This is a genomic window from Trichlorobacter lovleyi (assembly GCF_015239775.1).
GTDB classification, from domain to species: domain Bacteria; phylum Desulfobacterota; class Desulfuromonadia; order Geobacterales; family Pseudopelobacteraceae; genus Trichlorobacter; species Trichlorobacter lovleyi_B.
In genome coordinates this window covers 515,216-536,372 of sequence record NZ_CP058409.1, presented here as the reverse complement: position 1 = coordinate 536,372, position 21,157 = coordinate 515,216, and the positions used below count along the sequence as shown (strand labels likewise).

Genomic DNA, 21,157 nt, shown 5'->3' with positions numbered 1-21,157 from the left:
GGCGGCTCCTTCACCAGAGCCGCCCGTTATTTTTATCTGCAGCAATCGCTCCCCTGCCAGCCACGGGAAACCTGTTTTTGGCCTTCGGCCTGCTGGCGGCAAGGCATGCCGTGTTCAGCGGGGAAAAGGTCCGTTGCCCGCTCAGGCGATTGTGTGACGGATATCCTTGCCCTTGACCATAAAGATCACCATCTCGGCAATATTGGTGGCGTGGTCGGCGATCCGCTCCAGCGACTTGGCGATGTAGGTCAGGCGCATGGCACGGCTGATGGTTGAGGGGTCCTCAATCATGTAGCTGTAAAGCTCACGCTGGACCTGCTCATTCAGGTCATCCACCATCTGGTCGTCCTTGCAGACCTTGACCGCCAGGACATCATCCCCCCGCACAAAGGCATCCAGAGCCTCCTTGATCATCACCTCAACCCAGTGGGCCATGCGCGGGATATCGATGTACGGCTTGAGCGGCGGTTCCTGGTTCAGTTGCCGGGCCCGTTTGGCCATGTTGGCGCATTTATCGCCGATCCGCTCCAGGTCGGTGACGATCTTCAAGGCCAGGGTGATAAAACGCAAGTCCTTGCCGGTGGGTTGGCGCAGTGCCAGCAGCTCCAGACAGCGTTCGTCAATCACGACCTCATGGTTATTCACCTCATGGTCCATGGCAATGATCCGCTCGGCAAGCTCAGTATCCCGCTCAACCAGCGACTTGACCGCGTCGGCGATCATCTTTTCCACCAGCCCGCCCATGGTCAGGATACGCTGCCGCAGATCGTTCAGGTCTGCATCGTAGGATGAAACTACATGTCCACTCATAACGTATTCTCCAGAAACAAAAGTAAAAGCTGCTACTCAAAAAACACGAACTTTTTCGTCATGGTTCCGGCAAGCAAGGCCTGATGCGGAGACGTACAGGCAGTACGTCGCACAAGGCAGGCAGCAGCTTGACGGGATCAGGGCGTAAAAGGGCTGTTTTTAGCCGAATCGCCCGGTGATGTAATCTTCCGTTTGTTGCTTTTCCGGGTTGGTGAAGATTTTTTTGGTGTCACCCATCTCAATCAGCTCACCCAGATAGAAAAAGGCGGTTGCATCGGAGACCCGTGCTGCCTGCTGCATGTTATGGGTCACGATTACAATCGTATACTGTTCCTTCAGTTCGTCAATCAACTCTTCAATTTTCAGGGTTGAAAGCGGGTCCAGGGCTGAACAGGGTTCATCCATCAGGATCACCTCAGGGTTGGTGGCAATCGCCCGGGCAATGCAGATCCGTTGCGCCTGGCCGCCGGACAGTCCCAGGGCCGAATCATGCAGCCGGTCCTTGACCTCGTTCCAGATCGCGGCCCCCTTCAGGCTCCGTTCCACGGTTTCATCCAGTACCGCCTTGTCATTGATCCCGGCGATCCGCAGACCATAGACGATATTTTCATAGATCGATTTGGGAAACGGATTGGACTGTTGAAAGACCATCCCCACCCGCCGGCGCAGTGAGATGACATCCGTCTTGGCACCGGTGATTTCGGCGCCGTCCAGCCGGATACTGCCCTCAATCCTGACCGAATCGATCAGGTCGTTCATCCGGTTCAGGCAGCGCAGCAGGGTTGATTTGCCGCAGCCGGAAGGGCCGATAAAGGCGGTCACCTGGTTGCGGCGCATGGAGAGCGAGATATCCTTCAGGGCATGCGAGCTCCCGTAGTGCAGGTTTACATGATCCACCTCAATAATCGTTGGGTGTTTGCTCAGTTCAGCAGGTTCCGGACTCATCAGTAGGTATCCTTTGGTCAGTTAGAAATGCGATGTGGTGTACTTGCGTCGCATCTGGTTACGAAAACGGATTGCCAAGCTGGAAGCGGCAATGACAATCAGCAGCAGCAGCAGGGTTGTGACATAGACCATCGGCTTGGCTGCCTCCACATTGGGGGACTGGAAGCCGACGTCAAAGATGTGAAATCCCAGGTGCATGAACTTGCGGTCCATATGAAAGAACGGAAACTGTCCGTCAATGGGCAGCGTCGGTGCCAGTTTGACCACTCCCACCAGCATCAGGGGGGCGACCTCACCCACGGCCCGGGCCATGGAGAGTACCAGGCCGGTCATGATACCCGGTGTGGCCATCGGCAGCAACACCTTGACCAGGGTCTGAAACTTGGTGGCTCCCAGGGCCAGTGACCCCTCCCTGATCCCCTTGGGGATCGAGGCCAGCGATTCTTCAGTGGCGACGATCACCACCGGTACGGTCAGGATCGCCAGGGTCAAAGAGGCCCAGAGGATGCCGCCGGTGCCAAAGACCGGGGTCGGCAACCGCTCCGGAAAGAACAGCTTGTCCAGTGAGCCGCCGATGCCGTAGACAAAGAATCCCAGGCCGAACACGCCGTAGACGATCGAAGGGACACCGGCCAGGTTGTTGACCGCAATCCGCACCAGCTGCACCAGCATACCTTCTTTGGCATATTCACGCAGGTAGATGGCAGCAATCACCCCCAGCGGCAGGGAAAAGAGCGACATCAACAAGACCATCATAATGGTGCCGAAGATGGCCGGAAACAGCCCGCCCTCCGTATTTGACTCCCGCGGGTCATCAAAGAGCAGCTCCCGGATCTTGCCCAGATAGGCCCCTGCCTTGGCAAACACCGACATGCTGTTGGGTTGATAGATCCTGACGATCTCAACCAGTGCCAGCTCTTTGGTTGTTCCGGCGGCATCGCTGAAGACCGCCGAAGCCTTGTTCAGCTCGGCCTGTTTCTGATTCAACTGATCATTCAGGCCGTCAAAGCTCTTGGTCAACTCGACCCGTTTCCCTGTCAGGTCGGCAATAGCGGCGCTGTTCGCCTCGGCCCCGCGGTATTCAAGCCTCAGAATCTTCAGCCGCAGCCGTTCAGATGCATTGTTCAGGCTGGACATCTGTTTTTTGATATCCTTCAGACCGGCCTGTTTCTGCAGGGTCTCCCGATGCAGCCGCGCAAGCGCCGCTGCATCAGCAGTAACGGCAGCGCCGGTGCCGTCTTTCAACTCCTTCAGAAAACCAAAGAAGTTGCCATGCTCCTGGCGCTCCAGCAGGTAGGCATCCTTAGGCTGCTCCCGCTCGGCCACCTCAGACTCATCAACCCAGCGGAAATCCTGGCCATAGAGATCACGGTTGGCGACTTTGAGTTGCAGCCGCTTGACCTTGGTCAGGGCGTTGCGCTCCTTGCCGGTCATCTGGCCCATCACGTAACTGCCATCCTGCAGTTTCAGCTTTACCAGTCCCTTGACCCAGAAATAGCCCAGGCTGTTACCCAGAATAACCGCCATCAGGGTCAGAGTCATGAACAGTACCAGCGCCAGGGTAGCCCCGGCTGCCAACACCATCGGTTCGCCACGTTTCCAGTAATTTTTCACAGGGACACCTTTACTTAATATCTGCCGTACTTCTTACGAAAGCGCTGCCGCAACAGTTCAGCCGCGGTATTGATGACAAAGGTCAGCACAAACAGCAGCACTGCCGAGAGGAACAGGGTCCGGTAGAGGGTGCCGTTCATGGGTGCCTCGGGGATCTCCACCGCGATATTGGCCGAGAGCGAGCGCAGACCGTTGAACAGGGACCAGCTCATGATCGGGGTGTTGCCGGTTGCCATCAGCACAATCATGGTCTCGCCGACAGCCCGGCCAAAGCCGATCATGATGGCGGAAAAAACGCCCGGCAGGGCCGAGGGAAGTACGACCCTCCAGGCGGTCTGCCAACGACTGGCCCCCAGGGCCAGCGATGCGGCAGTCAAATTGCGCGGGACATTTGAAAGCGCGTCCTCTGCAATGGTAAAAATGATCGGGATCACGGCAAATCCCAGGGCAATGGCAATAATGATACTGTTGCGCTGGTCATAGCGGACTCCCAGCGCCGTATAGAGCCATTGCTTAAGGTCGGCGCCAAACAAGGTGGCTTCAAGGGGGACTGCCAGTTGGCCTGCAAGCCAAAGGCCCAGTACCACAACCGGCAGCAGCCCCAGAAATTCGTATCCCTTCAGATTACGCCCGATCCGGGTGTTCTCCGCCAGGGGACGCCAGGCCAGGATTGCAATCAACAGCATGACCGGCACGATCACAACGGCCAGAAAGAGTCCCAGCAGGTGCTTGTCCATCAACGGGGCAAGCCAGAGACCGGCCAGAAATCCGACCACCACCGAGGGGACAGCCGCCATGATCTCAACCGTAGGCTTGATCCGCCCTTTGATGCCGGGGGCCATGAACTGACTGGTGTACAGTGCCCCCAGAAGCGCCAGCGGCACGGCAAACAGCATGGCGAACAGGGTGGCCTTGAAGGTGCCGAAAATCAGCGGCACCAGTGACAGCTTGGGCTCAAAGTCATCGCTGGCTGCCGAGGACTGCCAGACGTACTCAGGCTTGCTGTAGCCCTCGTACCAGACCTTTTTGAACAGGGTTGAGAAGGAAATCTCAGGGTGGGGAATCGACAGTGTCCAGGCAACGGTCCTGCCATCGGCACCGGCCACCACCAGCTGCCTGCCGCGGTCGGCAAAGGCGGCGCTGCGAATCGGCATACCGGCCTTCAAATCCAGCAACAGCCGCTCACTGGTCATATGCACCAGACGGATCGTGCCATTGGCATCCATGACGGCCAGCGACTTGTCGCGCGGTGATGCCAGCAGGCCGGTCACCGGCCCTGCAAGGCCCGGCAGATGATGGATCAAGGTCAGTTGCTTGTCTTCACCGGCCCCCGGCTTTTGCACCGGCATCCAGGTGGTGACCTGTCCCTGTGCATCCCCCACCGCCAGCGAGTTATCACCCAGCAGCGTTGTTAATGCCGTAATGCGACGATGATCCCTGAATGCCTCAACCACGCCGACCAGCCGCCCTTCACCCTCATCAGACAGCTCCCAGCGGGCCAGCCAGCCGTTGTCGGTACCGGCATACAGGTTCTGTCCCTTGTTGCCCAGCCAGATGGCCGAGATACTGCCGGGCAGCTTGTCGCTCAGCCGGTAGGCATGTTCGGTGGCCTTTTCATCACCCTGCAGGTTCTTTTCAACTTTACGCTGCCGCACCTCAATCCGGTCGCCGGGCATCAGCTGGATGCTGATGGAACCGGCTGATTCAGGCAGCTCGCGGGACTGGACCGTCCCGGCGGCATCACCGGAAACCAGGGCGCTGAGCTCACCGGACACCTCCGGCAGTTTTTCGGCTGACGGAGAGTAAAAGAGCGGCAGGGCAACCCGGGCGATCAGGACCAGGATACCGATCACCGCGACGATCACGAACAGGCCGCCGGCCTTGATCAGCCAGGCCGCCAGCCGGTCATTGCGACGGGATTTATCAACGATGTTTGTAGGCATGGGAAGTCCTGAATACAAAGCAGGGACGACCTTCCGGCCGTCCCTGCCGAATGGTAACAGATATTGCTACTTGAGCAGTTCCTTCAGTTGTGCCTCAGCCATCTTGGCAGTCAGGGGTTCAAAGCCGTCCTTCACTACGATCTCCTGGCCTTCCTTGGACAGTACGAACTTGAGGAACTCCTGGGTTACTTTAGGCAGCGGCTGCCCCGGCTTCTTGGCAACATAGATCTGCAGCATACGGGCGAGCGGGTATTTGCCGGACAGTACGTTGGCGTAGTTGGCCTCATAAACCGTGCCGCCCTTCTTCTCGGAAAGCGGTACAATCCGTACGCCGGAGGTCAGGTAGCCCATACCGGAGTAACCGATGGCACTCACATCCTTGGCAACGCCTTCAACCACAGAGGCAGAGCCGGGCTGTTCCTTCACGGTCGGCTTGTAATCGCCCTTCTTCAGGGTATGCTCCTTGAAGTAGCCATAGGTGCCGGAGGCGGAGTTACGGCCAAACAGCGAGATCGGCTTGGCAGCCAGGGAGCCGGTTACGCCGGCCTGTCCCCAGGTGGTGATCTCAGCCAGGCCACGCTTGCGGTTCTTGGAGAAGATGGCATCAAGCTCTTCCAGTGAAAGGGACTTGATATGGTTGTCCTTGTTGACATAGACAGCCAGGGCGTCCAGGGCAACACCAACCTTGGTCGGCTTGTAGCCGTGCTTCTTTTCAAATCCTTCAATCTCCTCACCCTTCATTTCACGGGACATGGGACCCAGCTGGGCAGTACCGGCAATCAGGGCCGGAGGAGCCGTTGAGGAGCCTTTGCCTTCAATCTGGATGTTGACGTTGGGGTACTTCTTTTTGAAGCCTTCCGCCCAGTAGGTCATCAGGTTGTTCAGGGTATCGGAGCCGATGCTGCTCAGGTTGCCGGATACGCCAGACGTTGCCTTGTAGTGGGGCAGCTTGGCGTCAACCTTGGTCTTTTCAGCATGGGCTGCAGTGGCGATACAGAGGGTGGCACACAGTGCCAGAATACTTTTCTTCAACATCTTGGAAATCCTCCTTGGATATGTTGTTCTGCTTGGGTTGTCGTGTAATTGCTACCTTACTCGAGCTTTGTGACAGCCGTGTTACAGGGAGGCAAAAGATTGGAAACTATTGTTACAGACATAACCGGACAGGCTTTTGACCAGCTCGCCGGTCAGGGTGGGATCGATATGGGGGATCTTGCTCTGGCCGCCCAGCTTGCCCCGCACCGTAGCCGACCAGTCATAGATCTGCTGTTCCGACACCAGCAGCACCGAAGGGCTGTTGATCCTGCCCTGCTGGCGAAAGGTATCGTAATCGGCATTGCTGTTTCGTAACAAACCGTCAAGCAGACGCGAGGTCTGGCCGGACTCCAGCCCATTGCCGCGGCAGGCCAGTACCCAGTGGTGGCAGCGGCCGGCAATATCAGCCCCCACCATGAACTCCCGCACCAGACCGTCATACTGCCGGTTCAAAGCGGCGATCGCCTGTTCAACCTCAGCCTGGGTCACCTTCTCCTCAAAGCGGTCCAGAAATTTGTCACGGCCGGTAAACTCGATCTGAAAGCGCTCCCTGTCCAGAAAACGCAGGGTATCGCCGATATGGTAGCGCCACAGCCCGGAACAGGTGGAGAGGATCACGGCATACCGCTGACCAACCGTCACCCCGGCCAGCGGCACCGCCTGGGCATCCGGCAACGGTGCGCCGGTCTCATCCAGCTGTTCAAGCGGCACAAACTCAAAAAAGGCGCCGTAAAACGGGGTCAACCGCATGGCTGCCTCACCATGCACCTGAAAGCCCATGAACGCCTCGGATGAAGGCAGCAATTCCAGAAAGCGGGGACCGCCAGCAGGCAGCAGCCGCTGGTATTCGGCCGCATAGGGGGCCATACTGGTGCCGCCGTGGATGATCAGCTCCAGATTGGGCAACGCCTCATGCAGTGGACAGCCGGCCAGGGCTTCCACCTGCTTCAACAGCAGCAAGATCCAGGGCGGCACGCCTGAAATGACACGGATCTTCCGGTCTGCCAGCAGCAGCCGGGCCATACCATCCAGCCGCTCATCCCACGGGGCCGAGGTCAGCGGCTCCTGCGGCTCCACGAACGGGTTCAGCCAGGCGGGCCGCTGCTGCAGGGTGATGGCACTCATGTCGCCGGCCAGCACCCCCTGCCCCATCTGCTTGAGCCGGGTGCTGCCGGCCATGTAGAGGATCTTGCCGCCGGTTATCCGGCTGCCCGGTTCAGCCGCCAGGTAACAGCAGAGCATATCCAGGGCTGCCCGCTGGTTCATCCTGAACATCTCAACGGTAAAGGGGATGTACTTGGTTGGCGCCGTGGTGCCGGAGGTCTCGCACAACCAGGGGACCAGACCGGGCCAGCACTGATCCTGCAGCCGCAGCTGCTGTCCCTGGGGTGTGGTTGTCAGGGCGGCTGCCAGCCAGTCATCCCAGAACTGCCGGTAGGTGCGGATCGGCACCTGACGTTGAAACCGGTGATAGCAGGCCTCAAAGGGCAGAGCGGCCAGGGCGCTGAAGCCGTGCTCGCGGCCAAAGCGGGTTGCTGCCGCCCTCTGCAGCAGACGGGGCAGCAGTTCCCGCTGGCTATCCAGCGGATCTTTGCGTAAAAAGCGCCGGGCACGGATATCAGCGGCGGCGCGCAGCGGCAGAGATAACAGGGAAACAGGAAACTTCAATGGTGCTCCTTTGAACTGAAACTGAAAACGTATGAGGAAGGCCGTATACCAGGCGCCCGGAGCGCAGCGACCGAGACATACCGGGCAGGTAGGCGGCATATATCAGGTAGTCGCCAATTTCAAATCAAGGATGAGATCAAGGCGGCGAGGAATTCTACGACGCAGGCGTACACGACAGTACGTCGAGGAGTAGAAGACGAGCCAACGATGATATCGCCTTGAGTTGGAATTGGTATCACACCACCGCCAGGAGCGGCTGGTTATGCAACTTCTGCAACCACTGCTCCATGCGCGGATTGTAGCAGTGCTGATGGAAGATCAGCGAGGCGTGGGCCACCGGGTCGGCATCATTGTTTGAGGCGATCAGGCTGGCCCTTGCTTCAGGGAAGACGGAGCGCAGGGCGGCATGATCGGCACAGAGCTGCAGGGTGGGCGAACCGGGCACCAGAATGCTCTGTTCATCCTCGGCCAGCATGATCAGGGTCGGACCGCCAAAGATGGTCCTGCCGGCAGCCGGCTCAGCAAAGCTGCGCAGTGCCAGCACCCGCTGGTAGCCGCCCAGGTTGGAGGTATGTTCCAGCACCCCGAAGATCCGCTGCCGGATGGCCAGGTGGCGGGTGGTCAGGTTGCGGTTTTCGGCTCCTGCCTCGAACAGGGCCTGAAAGCAGCGCCGTGCCCTTTCCAGCTGACGGTTCAGGTCGCTCTCGTCTTCAGGATCGGCCTTCAGGATTTTACGCAGGTTCGACTCCAGCATCCGCACCCCGCCGCTGCGCTGGTTGTCGGGCCGGATCAGGTCGGCGGTGCAGAGTACCGGGCTGACCAGCAGCAGGCCGCGCAGGCGGTCATGCAGCTGCTCCGAGGCCCGCCGCAGAAAATCAACCACCAGCCCGGCGCCGAAGCTGACCCCCATCAGCACCGGCCGTTCTCCCTTCAGGCTCAGTTCATCAATCAGGTCTGCCAGCTGCGCCTCAAACAGTTCATGACTGAAACCGTTGCGCGGGTAGTTGAGATAATAGATGCTGCCGTGGCTACGCAGCAGCGGACGTTGAAACTCCACCACCTCGGTGGCATCCGGCACAAAGCCGGCCACCACAATGGTGGGCCTCCCCCCGGCAGACTTCTCGCGGTAGACCTGGCACCGCACGGCATGCAGACTGTGATAGCGTTCCCACAACGCCAGCTCCCGCGGGCGGTGACGCTGCCGGTACGGCTTGATGGCAATCGAACGCAAGAAACCGGCGGTGGCGGTGGCCATAGTCAGCAGGGCCGGGTGACGCTCAGTTAACGGCTGTAGGTGTCTGCTCAACAACTGCTTCATGGATGATCTCCCCGATCTCAGGCCTTGCGGCCCGTCAAACGGCGTAAACGCTCAAGTTGCTGGTCAATCAGGTCAAACTCGCGCTTCATGCTCAAAATCCGTAACAGAAACATGGTCTACCTCTCTAACATTGGCCGCTCAGCATCGGTTGCTGTCCGGCAGTCAAGGCAACACTTGAGGTCGGAAAGCTGGTGGTGCGGTGGCAGGCCCCGCAGGCCACATCACCGTGAGCCACCCGCACCCAGAGGGTCCGGTTCTCGCTGTCGCACCAGTCACAGGTCCAGGCATAATAGTCATCGTGGGTTCGTCTTCTCATAGCAGTCGTCCTCCTGCCTCTTGATTGGCATGTCCTTTATCGTTTGCCAGACCTTACCGCTTAAAAATAACAGTTGCGTGTCAGGTTTCCAAAGAGTCTGCAACAAACCTCCCAAGGCCCCAAACAGCGCTTATCAGGGCCGCCACAGAGATTTTTCCCGCCCGTCACCGGGCTGTAACAGCGGCCTGTTACTGTTCGGTTTCGCCATAGACAGGGAGGAAGACACGCCATGACCATCCGCCGGAAACTATTGATCAACAGCCTGGTAACCAGATCGTAGGAGGTGATTCGCGATGTCATCTCCGGACTGCACAGCACGGCGCACAGCAGCAGAGACAGAACAAACCGTTAGACAAAGGAGCGAGCACCCTGCAACGCAGTAAACGGGCTCCGCAGTAGTATTCAGCAGTCTGACAGAGGAACCTAACCATGCATACCGTTACGCAGCACCCCATAGCAGGAAGGCAGTGGCTGCCGGACGAAGCGGTCAAACCGGCCAACATACCGGGCCGTCAGGCAAAGCTGCTGCTGTTCGGCCTGACACTGCCCCTGAGCGCCCGCAGCATAACCCTCACCTTTCTGCTGTTCGGCGGCATCTGGACCGTCTCGGCCGGGCTGCTTGAACGCCAGCTCGGACTACCGGAAGGGCTTTCGTATCTGACACATATTGTCGCAGGATCAGGCCTGCTGCTGATCACGGCGGCACTGCTCTACCTGCTGATCCGGCGCTTTATCAGAAACGATTCATCCTCCCATGAACTGATCATCAGGGCCTTCCATGCCTCTCCCAACGGTATTGCGGTGGTGCGGGACCAGGACCGCCGGTTCCTGTCGGTCAACCAGCGCTTTGCCGCTATGACCGGCTATACCGTTGACAGCATTGTGGGACACAGCGACAACGACCTGAAGCTCTGGGAAAACAGCACGGAACGGCTGGACCTGATCCGCCGGATCCGCAGCAGCGGCGCTGTCCAGGGTCTGGAGGTCACCCTGCGGCGCCAGGACGATTCCCTGCTGACCGGGGCCATTTCGGCCCACCGGATCCTGTTTGAGGGAGACTCCTGCACCATCATCTTTCTGGAGGATATCACCCTGCTGAAACAGGCGGCCCGCAAGGTGGAAGAGCTGACCCGCTATGACGCCATCACCGGCCTGCCCAACCAGAAGCTGCTCAGCGACCGCCTGACCCAGCTGCTGGCCATCAGCAGCCGCGAAGAACAGGCCCTGTCGGTGCTGAAGCTGGTGCTGGGCCGCTGTCCCGGTGCGATCAGCGCACGGGGTGGCGACGACTGTGACGAGCTGCTGCGCAGCGTGGCCGACCGGCTGCAGGATGTCCTGCGCGAGACCGACACCCTGGCGGTGCTGCAGAAGGGTGAGTTTGGCATCCTGCTGCCCAAGAGCGGGAGCGAACGGGATATCCTGCCGGTCATCACCAAACTGCTTGATGCCATCAACGAGCCGTTCAGCCTGCATGACGCCGAATTCCAGCTGAATGCCCATATCGGCATTGCCATCTTTCCCGGTGACGGACGCAGCGGCGAGGTGCTGCTGCAGCATGCCCACCTGGCGCAGCTCCAGGCGCAGTCCAAGTCGATTGCCGGTGAAAGCGGCTTCAAGTTCTACGCAGAAGAGATGAACCAGGCGGTCAGAGAGCAGATGCAGATTGAGTCAAGCATCCTGCGGGGGTTGCGGGCCGGGGAGTTCTTTGCCTGCTATCAGCCGCTGTTCAGTCAGGACGGCAAAAAACTGGTCGGGATGGAGGCGCTGGCCCGCTGGCAGCACCCGACCCTGGGGCTGGTGGGGCCGGACAAGTTCATCCCGGTGGCCGAGGCCAACGGCGCCATTGTGCAGCTGGGGGACCGGATGCTGGAACTGGCCCTGCAGAACTGCAAGCAGTGGCGGGAGCAGGGCTACCCCCATCTGACCGTGTCGGTCAATGTCTCGACCCGTCAGCTGAAGGACCGCCAGTTTGCCGAACGGGTTGCCCGCCAGCTGCAGATGGTGGGGCTGCCGCCTGACGCGCTCTGTTGCGAACTGACCGAATCGCTGTTGATGGAGCATTCCAATGAAAATACCGAGCAGATCTTCCGGCTGAAGGAGCTGGGGGTCAAACTGGCCATTGATGACTTCGGCACCGGCTATTCATCCCTGACCTACCTGAAACACCTGCCGGTGGACCGGATCAAGATCGACCGTTCCTTTGTGAACGAGCTGGACAGCAACCCGGATGACCGGGCGATTGTGGTTGCCATCATCGCCATGGCCCGTTCTCTGCATCTCAAGGTCACCGCAGAGGGGGTGGAGACCCTCAGCCAGCACCAATTGCTGCAGGAGCTGGGCTGCGACACCATGCAGGGCTACTACTTCGGCAAACCGATGCAGCGGGAGGCCTTTGAACATTTTTTGCAGGAGGGGGTGGCGCTGCCGGCCGGCGAAGCCGCCTGCGTCATCCCCGACCAGGCCGAGCAGGAGTTCCAGGCCCCGGCGGTCATGGCAGCGGTGCAGGATGAGGATGACCGTTCACTGCAGAACGTTGCCGACATCACCCTGCGTATTCAGCCGCTCAGACCGGCTGACCGGCTGAACACCGCCCTGGAGCGCTTTCAGACCGACAAGCGGCTGCAGGTGCTGCCGGTGGTGGATCAGTACCGGGTCGCGGGGGTGCTGAACCGCTCCGAGTTCATCGAAGAGCAGATTGTCGGGCGGATCGGCTACGCCTTTCATATCAACCACTCCAAAAAGGTGCGCGACCTGATGCAGCCGGTGCCGCTGGTGATTGATTCCGACGCCAGCATTGAAGAGGCGGCCCAGGCCCTGCACGGCAATTTCGGCACCATGCGGTTGGAGAACATCTGCGTTGCCAAGCGTGGCGTCTACCAGGGCATCCTGGATGTCCGCACCCTGGTGGAGGCGATCACCGCCCTGAACCTGAAGCTGGCCAAAGGGGCCAACCCGCTGACCGGCCTGCCGGGCAATGAAAGCATCCAGCGTGAGACCACCCGGCGGCTGGAGTCCGGCATGCCGTTCGACATCGCCTACATCGATATTGACCACTTCAAGCCGTACAACGACTTCTACGGCTTTGAGCGGGGCGACATGGTGATCCAGGTGGTGGGGGATATCCTGAAATTTCACGCCGATGAGCTGCTGCAGGGCAAGCAGGCCAGGAACTTCTGCGGACATATCGGCGGCGACGACTTCATCATCATCACCGGCCCCGGCTACGCCGCCGCCCTGTCCCGCCAGGTGATCGCCGAGTTTGACGCACGGCTGCCGCTGCTGCACGGCTCCAGTGACTACGCCAAGGGCTGTTACACCTCCTTCAACCGCAAGGGTGAGCTGGAGACCTTCAGCCTGCTGTCGCTTTCAGTGGCGGTGATCAGCACCGGGCAGCTGCAGATCGGCTCCTATGCCCAGCTGGCCTCCATGGCCAGCGAGGTCAAAAAGACCGCCAAGAAGGTCAGGGGGTCGTCGGTGGCGGTTAAAGACAGTTTCGAGGCGCCCAATGTGGTGCTTGGCGCCCTACCGGCAGAAGCATAACCAACTACAAGAGCAAGGAGTTCTGGGGAATGGAAAAGGGAACCATGCTGTACCACTATCGCATCGAAGGGCCGGCCCCCTATGGCAAAGGGGCGCTGCTGATGGCCGAACATATCCTGCTGGGCAAACGTTTTCTGCTGAAATCCCTGACCCCGAAACTGCCCGGCACCGAATCCTACCGGGAGCGGTTCTATAACGAGGCCAAGCTGCTGGCCGGCATGGTCCATCCCAACATCCTGCAGGCCACCGACTTTTTTGAGCACAACGGCGGGTTCTGGCTGGTGATGGAATACTACAACGGCGCGGCCCTGGACCGGATGATCGAACATAACGGCCCCTTTCCGCAGCAGGTTGCCCTGCACTATGCGGTGCGGCTGCTGCAGGGGCTGCGCTTCGCCCATGACAAAGGGGTGATCCACCGTGGCCTGACCACCGCGATCATCCTGCTGGACCGCAACGGCGGGCTGAAGATCTCCGACTTCGGGGTGGCGCTGTTGAAGTACGGCGAAGACCTGCAGGAGGTCGGCCAGGGAGGTGAGGCCGCCTTCATGAGCCCGGAGCAGATCCTGAACCCGTTTACCGTGACCCCCCAGAGCGACCTCTACGCCGTGGGGCTGATCCTGTACAACATGCTGGCCGGCAGGCTGCCGTTCAGCGAAGAATCCGCCGTCGACACCCTGATGAACCAGTTTGACAGCACCATCCCGGATATCAGAACCTTTGCGCCGGATACCCATGAAGAGCTGGCTGCCATCGTCCACAAGGCCCTGGAAAAGGACCCGGCCAACCGCTACCAGAGCTGCGTCGAGTTCCTGGCCGCCCTTGAGGCGCACCGGGTCGCCCTGCTGCCCAAGGCACCGGCCGAAGGGATTGCCGACTCCTGGTTCAGGCGCCGCCGCGGCCTGGTGATGTCATCACTGGTAAGCGCACTGCTGCTGGCAACCGGCGGCGGCTACTACTACCACTGGATCAACTCCTACGACATCATCCTGAAGCTGCAGGGCTCCAACACCATCGGCGCAGAACTGGCCCCCGCGCTGGCCGAAGAGTTTCTCAAAAAACAGGGGGCGGTCAGAATCCGGCGGGTACCGGGCAACAACCACGAAGAGCAGCTGGTAGAAGGGATCATGGAGGGGCGCCGCAACCGGGCGGTGGAGATCAAGGCCCACGGCTCCACCACCGCCTTTGAAGGGTTGCAGGCCAACGCCTGCGACATCGGCATGTCATCCCGCAGGATCAAGGATGACGAGGTCAAGCGGCTGTCGCTGCTGGGGAACATGACCTCCCGAGCCAACGAGCATGTCCTGGCTCTGGACGGGGTGGCGGTCATCGTCAACAGCACCAACCCGGTTGCAACCCTGACCATGGCCGATACCCAGGGGCTCTTCACCGGCACGATCCCTGAATGGAAGCAGCTGAACAGCGCTGCCAAGGCTGCGCCGGTGCATGTCTATGCCCGGGATGACAAATCAGGCACCTTCGACACCTTCAAGAGCCTGGTGCTGCACAAGGAAAAACTGGTGAACGATGCCAAACGTTTCGAGGACAGCGTCAAGCTCTCGCGGGATGTCTCCGGTGATCCCAACGGCATCGGCTTCATCGGCCTGCCCTACGTCAAATCCTCCAAGGCGGTGGCCATCAGCGGCGGTGCCCAGCCGATCCTGCCGACCCCCTTCACCGTTGCCACCGAGGACTACGGGCTGGCCCGCCGCCTCTACCTCTACACACCGGGTCAGCCCAAAAACCAGAGGATCAGGGATTTTGTCGAATTTGCCCTTTCCCCCGAAGGACAGGCCATCGTGGAAAAGAACGGCTTTGTGCCGCTCTCGATCCGGATGGGCAACTCTTCCATCTCGGCCAATGCCCCTGAGCGTTACCGCATGCTTGCAGGCAACGCGGAGCGGCTCTCCCTCAACGTCAAATTTGCCGCCGACGGCCAGCTTGACAACAAGGCCTACCGGGATCTGGACCGGCTGGTGCGGGCGCTTTCCTCCAAAGAGCTGCAGGGGCGTCAGCTGCTGCTGTTCAGCTTCACCGATGCCAGCAGCGACCCCCACAGCAGCCTGGCACTCTCCCACCAGCGGGTAGGTCAGGTGGCCCAGGAACTGCGCTCCCGCGGCATCATGGTGGCAGCAGCAGAGGGGTTCGGCTCAAGCCTGCCGGTGGCCGACAACAGCACCAAAGAGGGCAGGCAGCGCAACAACCGGGTTGAAATCTGGCTGGCAAAACGGTAACTGACACTGGAACCGGTCAGCTAAAAGGTGTACTGTTACCGCAACGGGGCCACAGCGACATTGCGGAAAGCCCCTGTGCCAGGAAAGGAAAACAGCATGCCTTCTTACAACATCATAGAGATGGGGGCCCGCAAACGGATCGCCCTGGTGGCCCACGACAACAAAAAGCGGGATCTGATCGAATGGGCCCGCTACAACCGCGCCATCCTGGTGGAACATGACCTGTACGCCACCGGCACCACCGGGGCGCTGCTGGCGGAATCGCTTGACCTGCAGGTAACCCGCCTGCAGAGCGGGCCGCTGGGGGGCGACCAGCAGATCGGCGCCATGATCTCCCAGGGGGAGATCGACTTCGTGATCTTCTTCTGGGACCCGCTGGAACCGCAGCCCCACGACCCGGACGTCAAGGCGCTGCTGCGGATCGCGGTGGTCTGGAACATTCCGGTGGCCTGCAACCGTTCCACCGCCGACTTCCTGATCTCCTCCTCACTGATGCACGACCCCTATGAACGTCTGATGCAGGACTATGAGGAGTACAAGCAACGTCTGAAGAACAAGGCCTGACGCCATGCTTGCAACCATCACCGTCCACTCCTGGGATGAACTGCAGCAGGCCCTGTTTGCCGATTCGTGGAACGAGGATCTGGGGCGCTACCGCTCACGTTTCGCCTTCAGGGGGCTGTCCGATGTCAACTACCGCCTTGAGACCACCCTGATGCGGCTGGGCGGCCCCTATGCCGAGCTGGAACACCACCTGCTGCGCAATTTCAAGAAATACGCCCATCAGCGGGTGGTGGAGCGGGACTCGATCTGGCACTGGCTCTCGGTGGCCCAGCACTACGGCCTGCCGACCCGTCTGCTGGACTGGACCTACTCACCCTTTATCGCCATGCACTTTGCCACGGCCAACATTGAGAAGAGCGACATTGATGGGGTGGTCTGGGCCGTGAATTACGTCAAGGCCCACCAGTTATTGCCTGACGTATTACGTCATAAGCTTGAACAGGAAGGCGCGAATATACTGACCGTAGAGATGCTGACGGAAGTGATCAGATCGTTATCCGAGCTGGATGCGATTGCGCAGGATGACGTTGCCCTGTTTTTCGAGCCGCCCTCCATCGACGACCGGATCGTCAACCAGTTTGCCTTCTGCTCGGTCATGACCTCCCCCGGCATGGCGCTGGACAGCTGGCTGGCCAACCATCCTGAAACCGGCCGCAAGATCATCATACCGGCTGCCTTGAAGTGGGAGATCCGCGACAAACTTGACCAGGCCAACATCACCGAACGGGTGCTGTTTCCCGGCCTGGATGGCTTGAGCCGCTGGCTGAAGCGGCACTATAGTCCGCGCTGAGGGTGGGAAAGGTTGTGGTTTGAAGATCAGCTCACCCTTAATACGCAGCGCTGCTATTAAAGGTGAGTTGTTTAATAAATCAACGTTGGGATACGACTAATAAGGAATACTTTTTGACAAGGGACGATTCTTTGAATAGTTTAAATCATATCCACGCCCTTCTAATTCGCTACTTGCCCAACCTGAAACCGTAGCATCCTCATCCGCCATTAGTTTAAACAGTAATTTATCAGAAGTTGCAGAGGTCTGGGTAACGGCTCTTCTTACAAGGTTGTTTGGATCACTACTAAAACGCTCCATGAGACTGTATTGATTAGTGTTAAATTGTCTTGCAATAAATTTTATCGTTTCACGGTGAGTAAGACTATTCAAGAAAATCTACTTCAAAACCTCTGGAGACTGATCACTTCCCATTGATTGTAATATCGCTGGTGGCGCATCTGATTTTGCTACCCAGAGCCTGACATATTCACGTTTATCTGAAGCAAGAGATTCCCATACATATTTTCCCGTCGCATCTTCGAGATCTGGCGGGCACAACTTTTTTGAAGCAACATAGCGTTCTTTTTCATCAACTAATGCACGAATACAATATATGTATCTTGCTGCCAATGGTGCATTACTGTTGTTATTAACAGCGCGAGATATTTCTATCAATTCGTGAGAAGCTAATTTAATAAGTACTTCAGGAGGGGTTGACGTATTTATTGCCATCGGAAAAACAGCCTGTATTTCTGGCGATTCCGCCACTTTTAATTTAAGTTCTGTCGGCGTCTCAGGCCACGCTGAGAACTCTCCTTTAAGAGAAGGGTTGTTATCAAAAACACTAATGAGTAGCTCCATTGCTTTTGGAGAAATAGTGACTTTTGTTTTATCAAGCTTTATCTGATACGGAGCAGGATGATTTGTATAGTAATTTCTGATTTCAACTTCGCTATGTTTTCCCTGGATTGCAGCGTAAAAAAACTTGGCCGCGTCTCGATCCTTTTCCCCCCCCACATATAGTATAACTAGGCAAAGCAACACAATAGCAACGCCTGCCACCGCTACGCCGTTTAGTGCACTCAAAATTCCCCGCTCATATCCTTTATATTTATGTCTCAGCAGAAACCAGGAGATCAAGAACCCGATAACAGCAGGTAGCGGGGCAAATAAACATAACAAATACTCAAGCCCCCACGCGGACCGATGCCCGCCAAATATGGGAAACACAGCATAAAAAGAAACTATTGCGGCAATGACAAGGCAAACCAAGAAGCAGATTATTTTTAACAAAGCGGCATAAATTGAAGATACATTCATTTCTGGCACCAATGCAGGATATAAACCAGTTTTAACTACACAACTAGAGCTTTATATTATTTTAAAGACTTTCGGTTTACTTAAGAAAACTGATGCGAGTTTCTTTGTGTGAAAACAGAACATGGGACAGGCTACTTTTATTCGCTTTTAAGGTGTTAACACTTAAAGCAGCTGTCGCTATTTCATTTACGAGTCACACTTCACCTTCATTACTTGATGGAGTTCTGAAATAACCTGGAAGCATTGCAATTGCTAGAATAACGAGAGACCCGAAAACCCCATATGTGATAGCATAATTGTGCTCAGTGCTATAACCGCTCCAAGCTTCTCCTGCTCTGACTATAACAAATATCATAAAGCTTGAAACAGCGTGCAATAACATAGACAAAGTTAACAATCCGGCTTTACTAGCAGTTTTCAGCGCTGTCATCGCAACAAACATTGCAATACAAAGACCTAAATAACTAGGACCGTATAATATCAGCTGGAATGTATTAAATATATATCTAGGGCGAAAACCTATACCGGGATCGTAGAACAACTTGACGGCATTGGATCCATTGGAAAATCTGCCTTTTGTTACCAACATGCAGGATGTTATTAGTGTAGATTTTCCTGGTGTGGGTTTTCCTGTTTCCGGGGTACTTTTATAAAGAGTGTAGCTATACCCAACAAGAGGTGATGCAAGGAAACCGTGGTTTGACCTGGCCAAGTTATCCCACCCCCCGTTACCATCCACTGCCGAGTTATAGAGGAAACTAACAGAATCATTAGAAATTGCCACCTCTGCTGCACCTTGCATCAATTTGGCATCAGGACTACCTTTACTGAAACCGATCCAGGAAAAGGCGCTTGTCATGGTCGGATTAACATCTGGCCTTGAACCTATGTTGGTCTGCTGCTTTATTGGCCCCGCAAGGTTAATGACCGTATAGTGAGTGTTGCCAACCAATACCAAACGGTTCTCTGGAGTTACATACCCCTTATTTATGATGGAAAACAGGTCAGGGCCACGACCGGTTTTATCAAGCCTGATAACAAATCCGAATACAAAGACGACAAGCAAGACAATAAATCCGACAGCCTTTGGATTTACTTTCGGGCGGAGTAGCTGCAATAAACCGTCAAATTTCCGGAACCAAGGGTCATGACTATCATTAACCTTGTCATAACAACTTCTGCACAACTCTTCGTCATCTTGAAAAATAATTTCCGAGGTTTCTCGTCCACATAAGCCACATTTCATACCAGTAAGGGTTGGCGACACCGAATCGGTCGGTTCGGTAGCAGTTTCAGTGACGGGTCCAACGATTACTGGTGCCTTACAGACACTGCACTGACCCGTTCGCCCGGCAAGTTTATCGTTCACCATGGCCGTGGCACCGCAGACACAAGTTACTTTGATGGGCATTATATGACTCCATAAGCTAAATTCTCGTCAGGGCCGACAATTGTCACCGCTCTCAGGCATCCAACCCCCCAAACACCCTACTGCTATCCTGGCACAGTGCCTCGTTCCGAGCCGCCCTCAATCTACACAAACCGGGCGGCATCCTGCTCCAGTTGAACGGTGCGTTGATTGCCTGCGCCAAGGGATCTCTGGACTGCCTGCGGTTACTGCCGCGCCTGCACAGCATAAATATCGAGGGCAACTAAAAAGCCCGGATTGGATGCCGTCGCTAATCAGGTTCCGGGTCAGGCAACAGCGTTGAGAAGGCGCTGCTTGGTGCGTGATAATGTGTCCGTCAATGTTCAAGTTCATAGTGTTACGTCCTGAGCAAAGCAGCAGTAAATATAAACTTTTACAAAAAACTGTAAAATTTCTTTACATCCTGAAAAAACGAAGACCCCGCCTGGTGGGGCGGGGTCTTCGTGTGGTGCGTGCTGTACGCAGTGTATGGGCCGGGTTCGCATGGGCGATCCTTGTGTCTGGTTTATCTGCTGTCCGGTATAAAACAGTCCGGCCGGGCTGTCCAGCAAAAAACAGGGTAGTTAGCGAGAATAGCGTGCCGGAAGCGAACCTCACCGGCCCTTCCTTCTCAAGGAGGCAGCAGATAGCCGGGGGCTTTCAGCCTCCCTCAGGAAGCAACGGTTTGGAGGGGTTTGGTGCCGTCAGGCGGGCGGTGCTCAGCGTAGGCACCGGATCAACGCAGGATCAATGCCGTTGCGGCTGCAGTACTGATCCTCAAGGTCTTCAATGTAGAACAGGTCCAGTCCTGATTTTTTGATGAAGTCCTGCCGCAGGGCGCTATTGCCCCGCACCACCTGCGGCAGGATGGCGTTGGAATAGATCGCCTCCAGCTTGACCAGCTCAAAGGCCTTCTGAAACAGCTCATCCGGGATATCGCCCTCCACGCCGTGGCGCTGGCGCAGTTCAATGGTGGTGATGCGCCGGATCACCTCCCGCCCCTGGGGCGTGCTCATGGCAGCCTGATTCAGCCTGGATTGTTCAGCCACGATCTCCGCCAGCAGCATGAAGAGCCGTTCTTCCTTTTCCAGCTGCTGCAACCGGCTGATGATCCCCTGGACCGCCTGCAGGTCAAAGAACTTCATGTCGTTTTTCTGGCTTCTGACGGTCTGAATCTGCGCCAGTCCATCCACCAGCAGCTTGACCCGGCGCCGCCCGAAGCTGTCCAGCAGCTGGCTCTTGAGCAGGTCATCCACCATCAGGCGATTGAACAGACCGGCCTCGATCTCTTCAAACCACTCCATGTCGTGTTTCAGCTCCACCAGCAGTTCGACATCAAGCTGCGAGCTGCCGATGAAGGCCAGATGGTTGAGGTGGCCGCTGGCCAGTTCCAGCTTGTGAAAGTAGTCGGTCAGCTGGTTGAAGCGTATTTTGACCGCCAGCGGGGCACCGTCCCGGATCTGCTCATCCAGCTGCTTACCCAGTTCAAACAACAGCGTATCAAAGCCGTTATCAGCTGCGGCAAGGGCACGTTTACGGGCACAGAGCAACTGCATCACCTGCAGTCGCGACAGGCTGGTTGAGCCCTGCCCATCCAGCAGGACCAGCTGTTTCAATAATGCCAGGGCCTCTTCAAGGGTAAGCTGATTGGGGTGGCTCATGGTTGGCAT

General features: G+C 57.4%; 16 protein-coding genes. 4 read left to right on the top strand and 12 right to left on the bottom strand.

The features are described 5' to 3' along the window. Window positions 1-141: 141 nt before the first annotated feature. From phoU to FY034_RS02425, 8 genes are all read right to left on the bottom strand, one after another. Complete coding sequence (gene phoU / locus FY034_RS02460; RefSeq protein WP_265553491.1) at window positions 142-810, bottom strand: phosphate signaling complex protein PhoU; 669 nt, start codon at window positions 808-810, stop codon at window positions 142-144. A gap of 159 nt (window positions 811-969) precedes the next feature. After that, window positions 970-1,755: a phosphate ABC transporter ATP-binding protein PstB gene (pstB, locus tag FY034_RS02455; protein ID WP_265553489.1), complete on the bottom strand. Its 786-nt coding sequence runs from the start codon at window positions 1,753-1,755 to the stop codon at window positions 970-972. 21 nt (window positions 1,756-1,776) lie between these two features. Then, entirely contained in the window at window positions 1,777-3,369 is a 1,593-nt protein-coding gene (pstA, locus tag FY034_RS02450) for a phosphate ABC transporter permease PstA (protein WP_265553488.1), read from the bottom strand. 14 nt (window positions 3,370-3,383) lie between these two features. Next, window positions 3,384-5,312, bottom strand: coding sequence for an ABC transporter permease subunit (locus FY034_RS02445; protein ID WP_265553486.1), 1,929 nt, complete (start codon window positions 5,310-5,312; stop codon window positions 3,384-3,386). Between the two features lie 66 nt (window positions 5,313-5,378). Next, the gene (locus tag FY034_RS02440) at window positions 5,379-6,347 is read right to left on the bottom strand and encodes a PstS family phosphate ABC transporter substrate-binding protein (protein ID WP_265553484.1); all 969 of its coding nucleotides are present in this window, start codon (window positions 6,345-6,347) and stop codon (window positions 5,379-5,381) included. Window positions 6,348-6,428: 81 nt separating this feature from the next. Then, window positions 6,429-8,015 (bottom strand): GH3 family domain-containing protein, encoded by a 1,587-nt coding sequence (locus tag FY034_RS02435; protein ID WP_265553483.1) that lies wholly within the window; start codon window positions 8,013-8,015, stop codon window positions 6,429-6,431. 235 nt (window positions 8,016-8,250) lie between these two features. After that, window positions 8,251-9,333: an alpha/beta fold hydrolase gene (locus FY034_RS02430; protein ID WP_265553481.1), complete on the bottom strand. Its 1,083-nt coding sequence runs from the start codon at window positions 9,331-9,333 to the stop codon at window positions 8,251-8,253. A 124-nt stretch (window positions 9,334-9,457) separates the two neighbouring features. After that, a complete protein-coding gene (locus FY034_RS02425; RefSeq protein WP_265553479.1) occupies window positions 9,458-9,649 on the bottom strand; it encodes a hypothetical protein in 192 nt (63 codons plus the stop codon). Window positions 9,650-10,078: 429 nt separating this feature from the next. Here FY034_RS02425 and FY034_RS02420 point away from each other — a divergent pair, with 429 nt between their 5' ends. The 4 genes from FY034_RS02420 (at window position 10,079) to FY034_RS02405 (ending at window position 16,777) form a co-directional block, all read left to right on the top strand. Next, window positions 10,079-13,189, top strand: a complete 3,111-nt coding sequence (locus FY034_RS02420; protein WP_265553477.1) for an EAL domain-containing protein — start codon at window positions 10,079-10,081, stop codon at window positions 13,187-13,189. Window positions 13,190-13,218: 29 nt separating this feature from the next. Further along, window positions 13,219-15,423, top strand: a complete 2,205-nt coding sequence (locus FY034_RS02415) for a protein kinase domain-containing protein (RefSeq protein ID WP_265553474.1) — start codon at window positions 13,219-13,221, stop codon at window positions 15,421-15,423. A 96-nt stretch (window positions 15,424-15,519) separates the two neighbouring features. Beyond that, the gene (locus FY034_RS02410) at window positions 15,520-15,987 is read left to right on the top strand and encodes a methylglyoxal synthase (RefSeq protein ID WP_265553472.1); all 468 of its coding nucleotides are present in this window, start codon (window positions 15,520-15,522) and stop codon (window positions 15,985-15,987) included. 4 nt (window positions 15,988-15,991) lie between these two features. Then, window positions 15,992-16,777, top strand: a complete 786-nt coding sequence (locus FY034_RS02405; RefSeq protein WP_265553470.1) for an FRG domain-containing protein — start codon at window positions 15,992-15,994, stop codon at window positions 16,775-16,777. 96 nt (window positions 16,778-16,873) lie between these two features. Here FY034_RS02405 and FY034_RS02400 read toward each other — a convergent pair whose 3' ends face one another. From FY034_RS02400 to FY034_RS02385, 4 genes are all read right to left on the bottom strand, one after another. Beyond that, window positions 16,874-17,149 (bottom strand): hypothetical protein, encoded by a 276-nt coding sequence (locus FY034_RS02400; RefSeq protein WP_265553468.1) that lies wholly within the window; start codon window positions 17,147-17,149, stop codon window positions 16,874-16,876. 6 nt (window positions 17,150-17,155) lie between these two features. Further along, the gene (locus tag FY034_RS02395; RefSeq protein WP_265553466.1) at window positions 17,156-18,079 is read right to left on the bottom strand and encodes a hypothetical protein; all 924 of its coding nucleotides are present in this window, start codon (window positions 18,077-18,079) and stop codon (window positions 17,156-17,158) included. 193 nt (window positions 18,080-18,272) lie between these two features. Then, window positions 18,273-19,490: a hypothetical protein gene (locus tag FY034_RS02390; protein WP_265553464.1), complete on the bottom strand. Its 1,218-nt coding sequence runs from the start codon at window positions 19,488-19,490 to the stop codon at window positions 18,273-18,275. A 716-nt stretch (window positions 19,491-20,206) separates the two neighbouring features. Continuing rightward, window positions 20,207-21,157, bottom strand: a complete 951-nt coding sequence (locus FY034_RS02385; protein WP_265553462.1) for a TIGR04442 family protein — start codon at window positions 21,155-21,157, stop codon at window positions 20,207-20,209.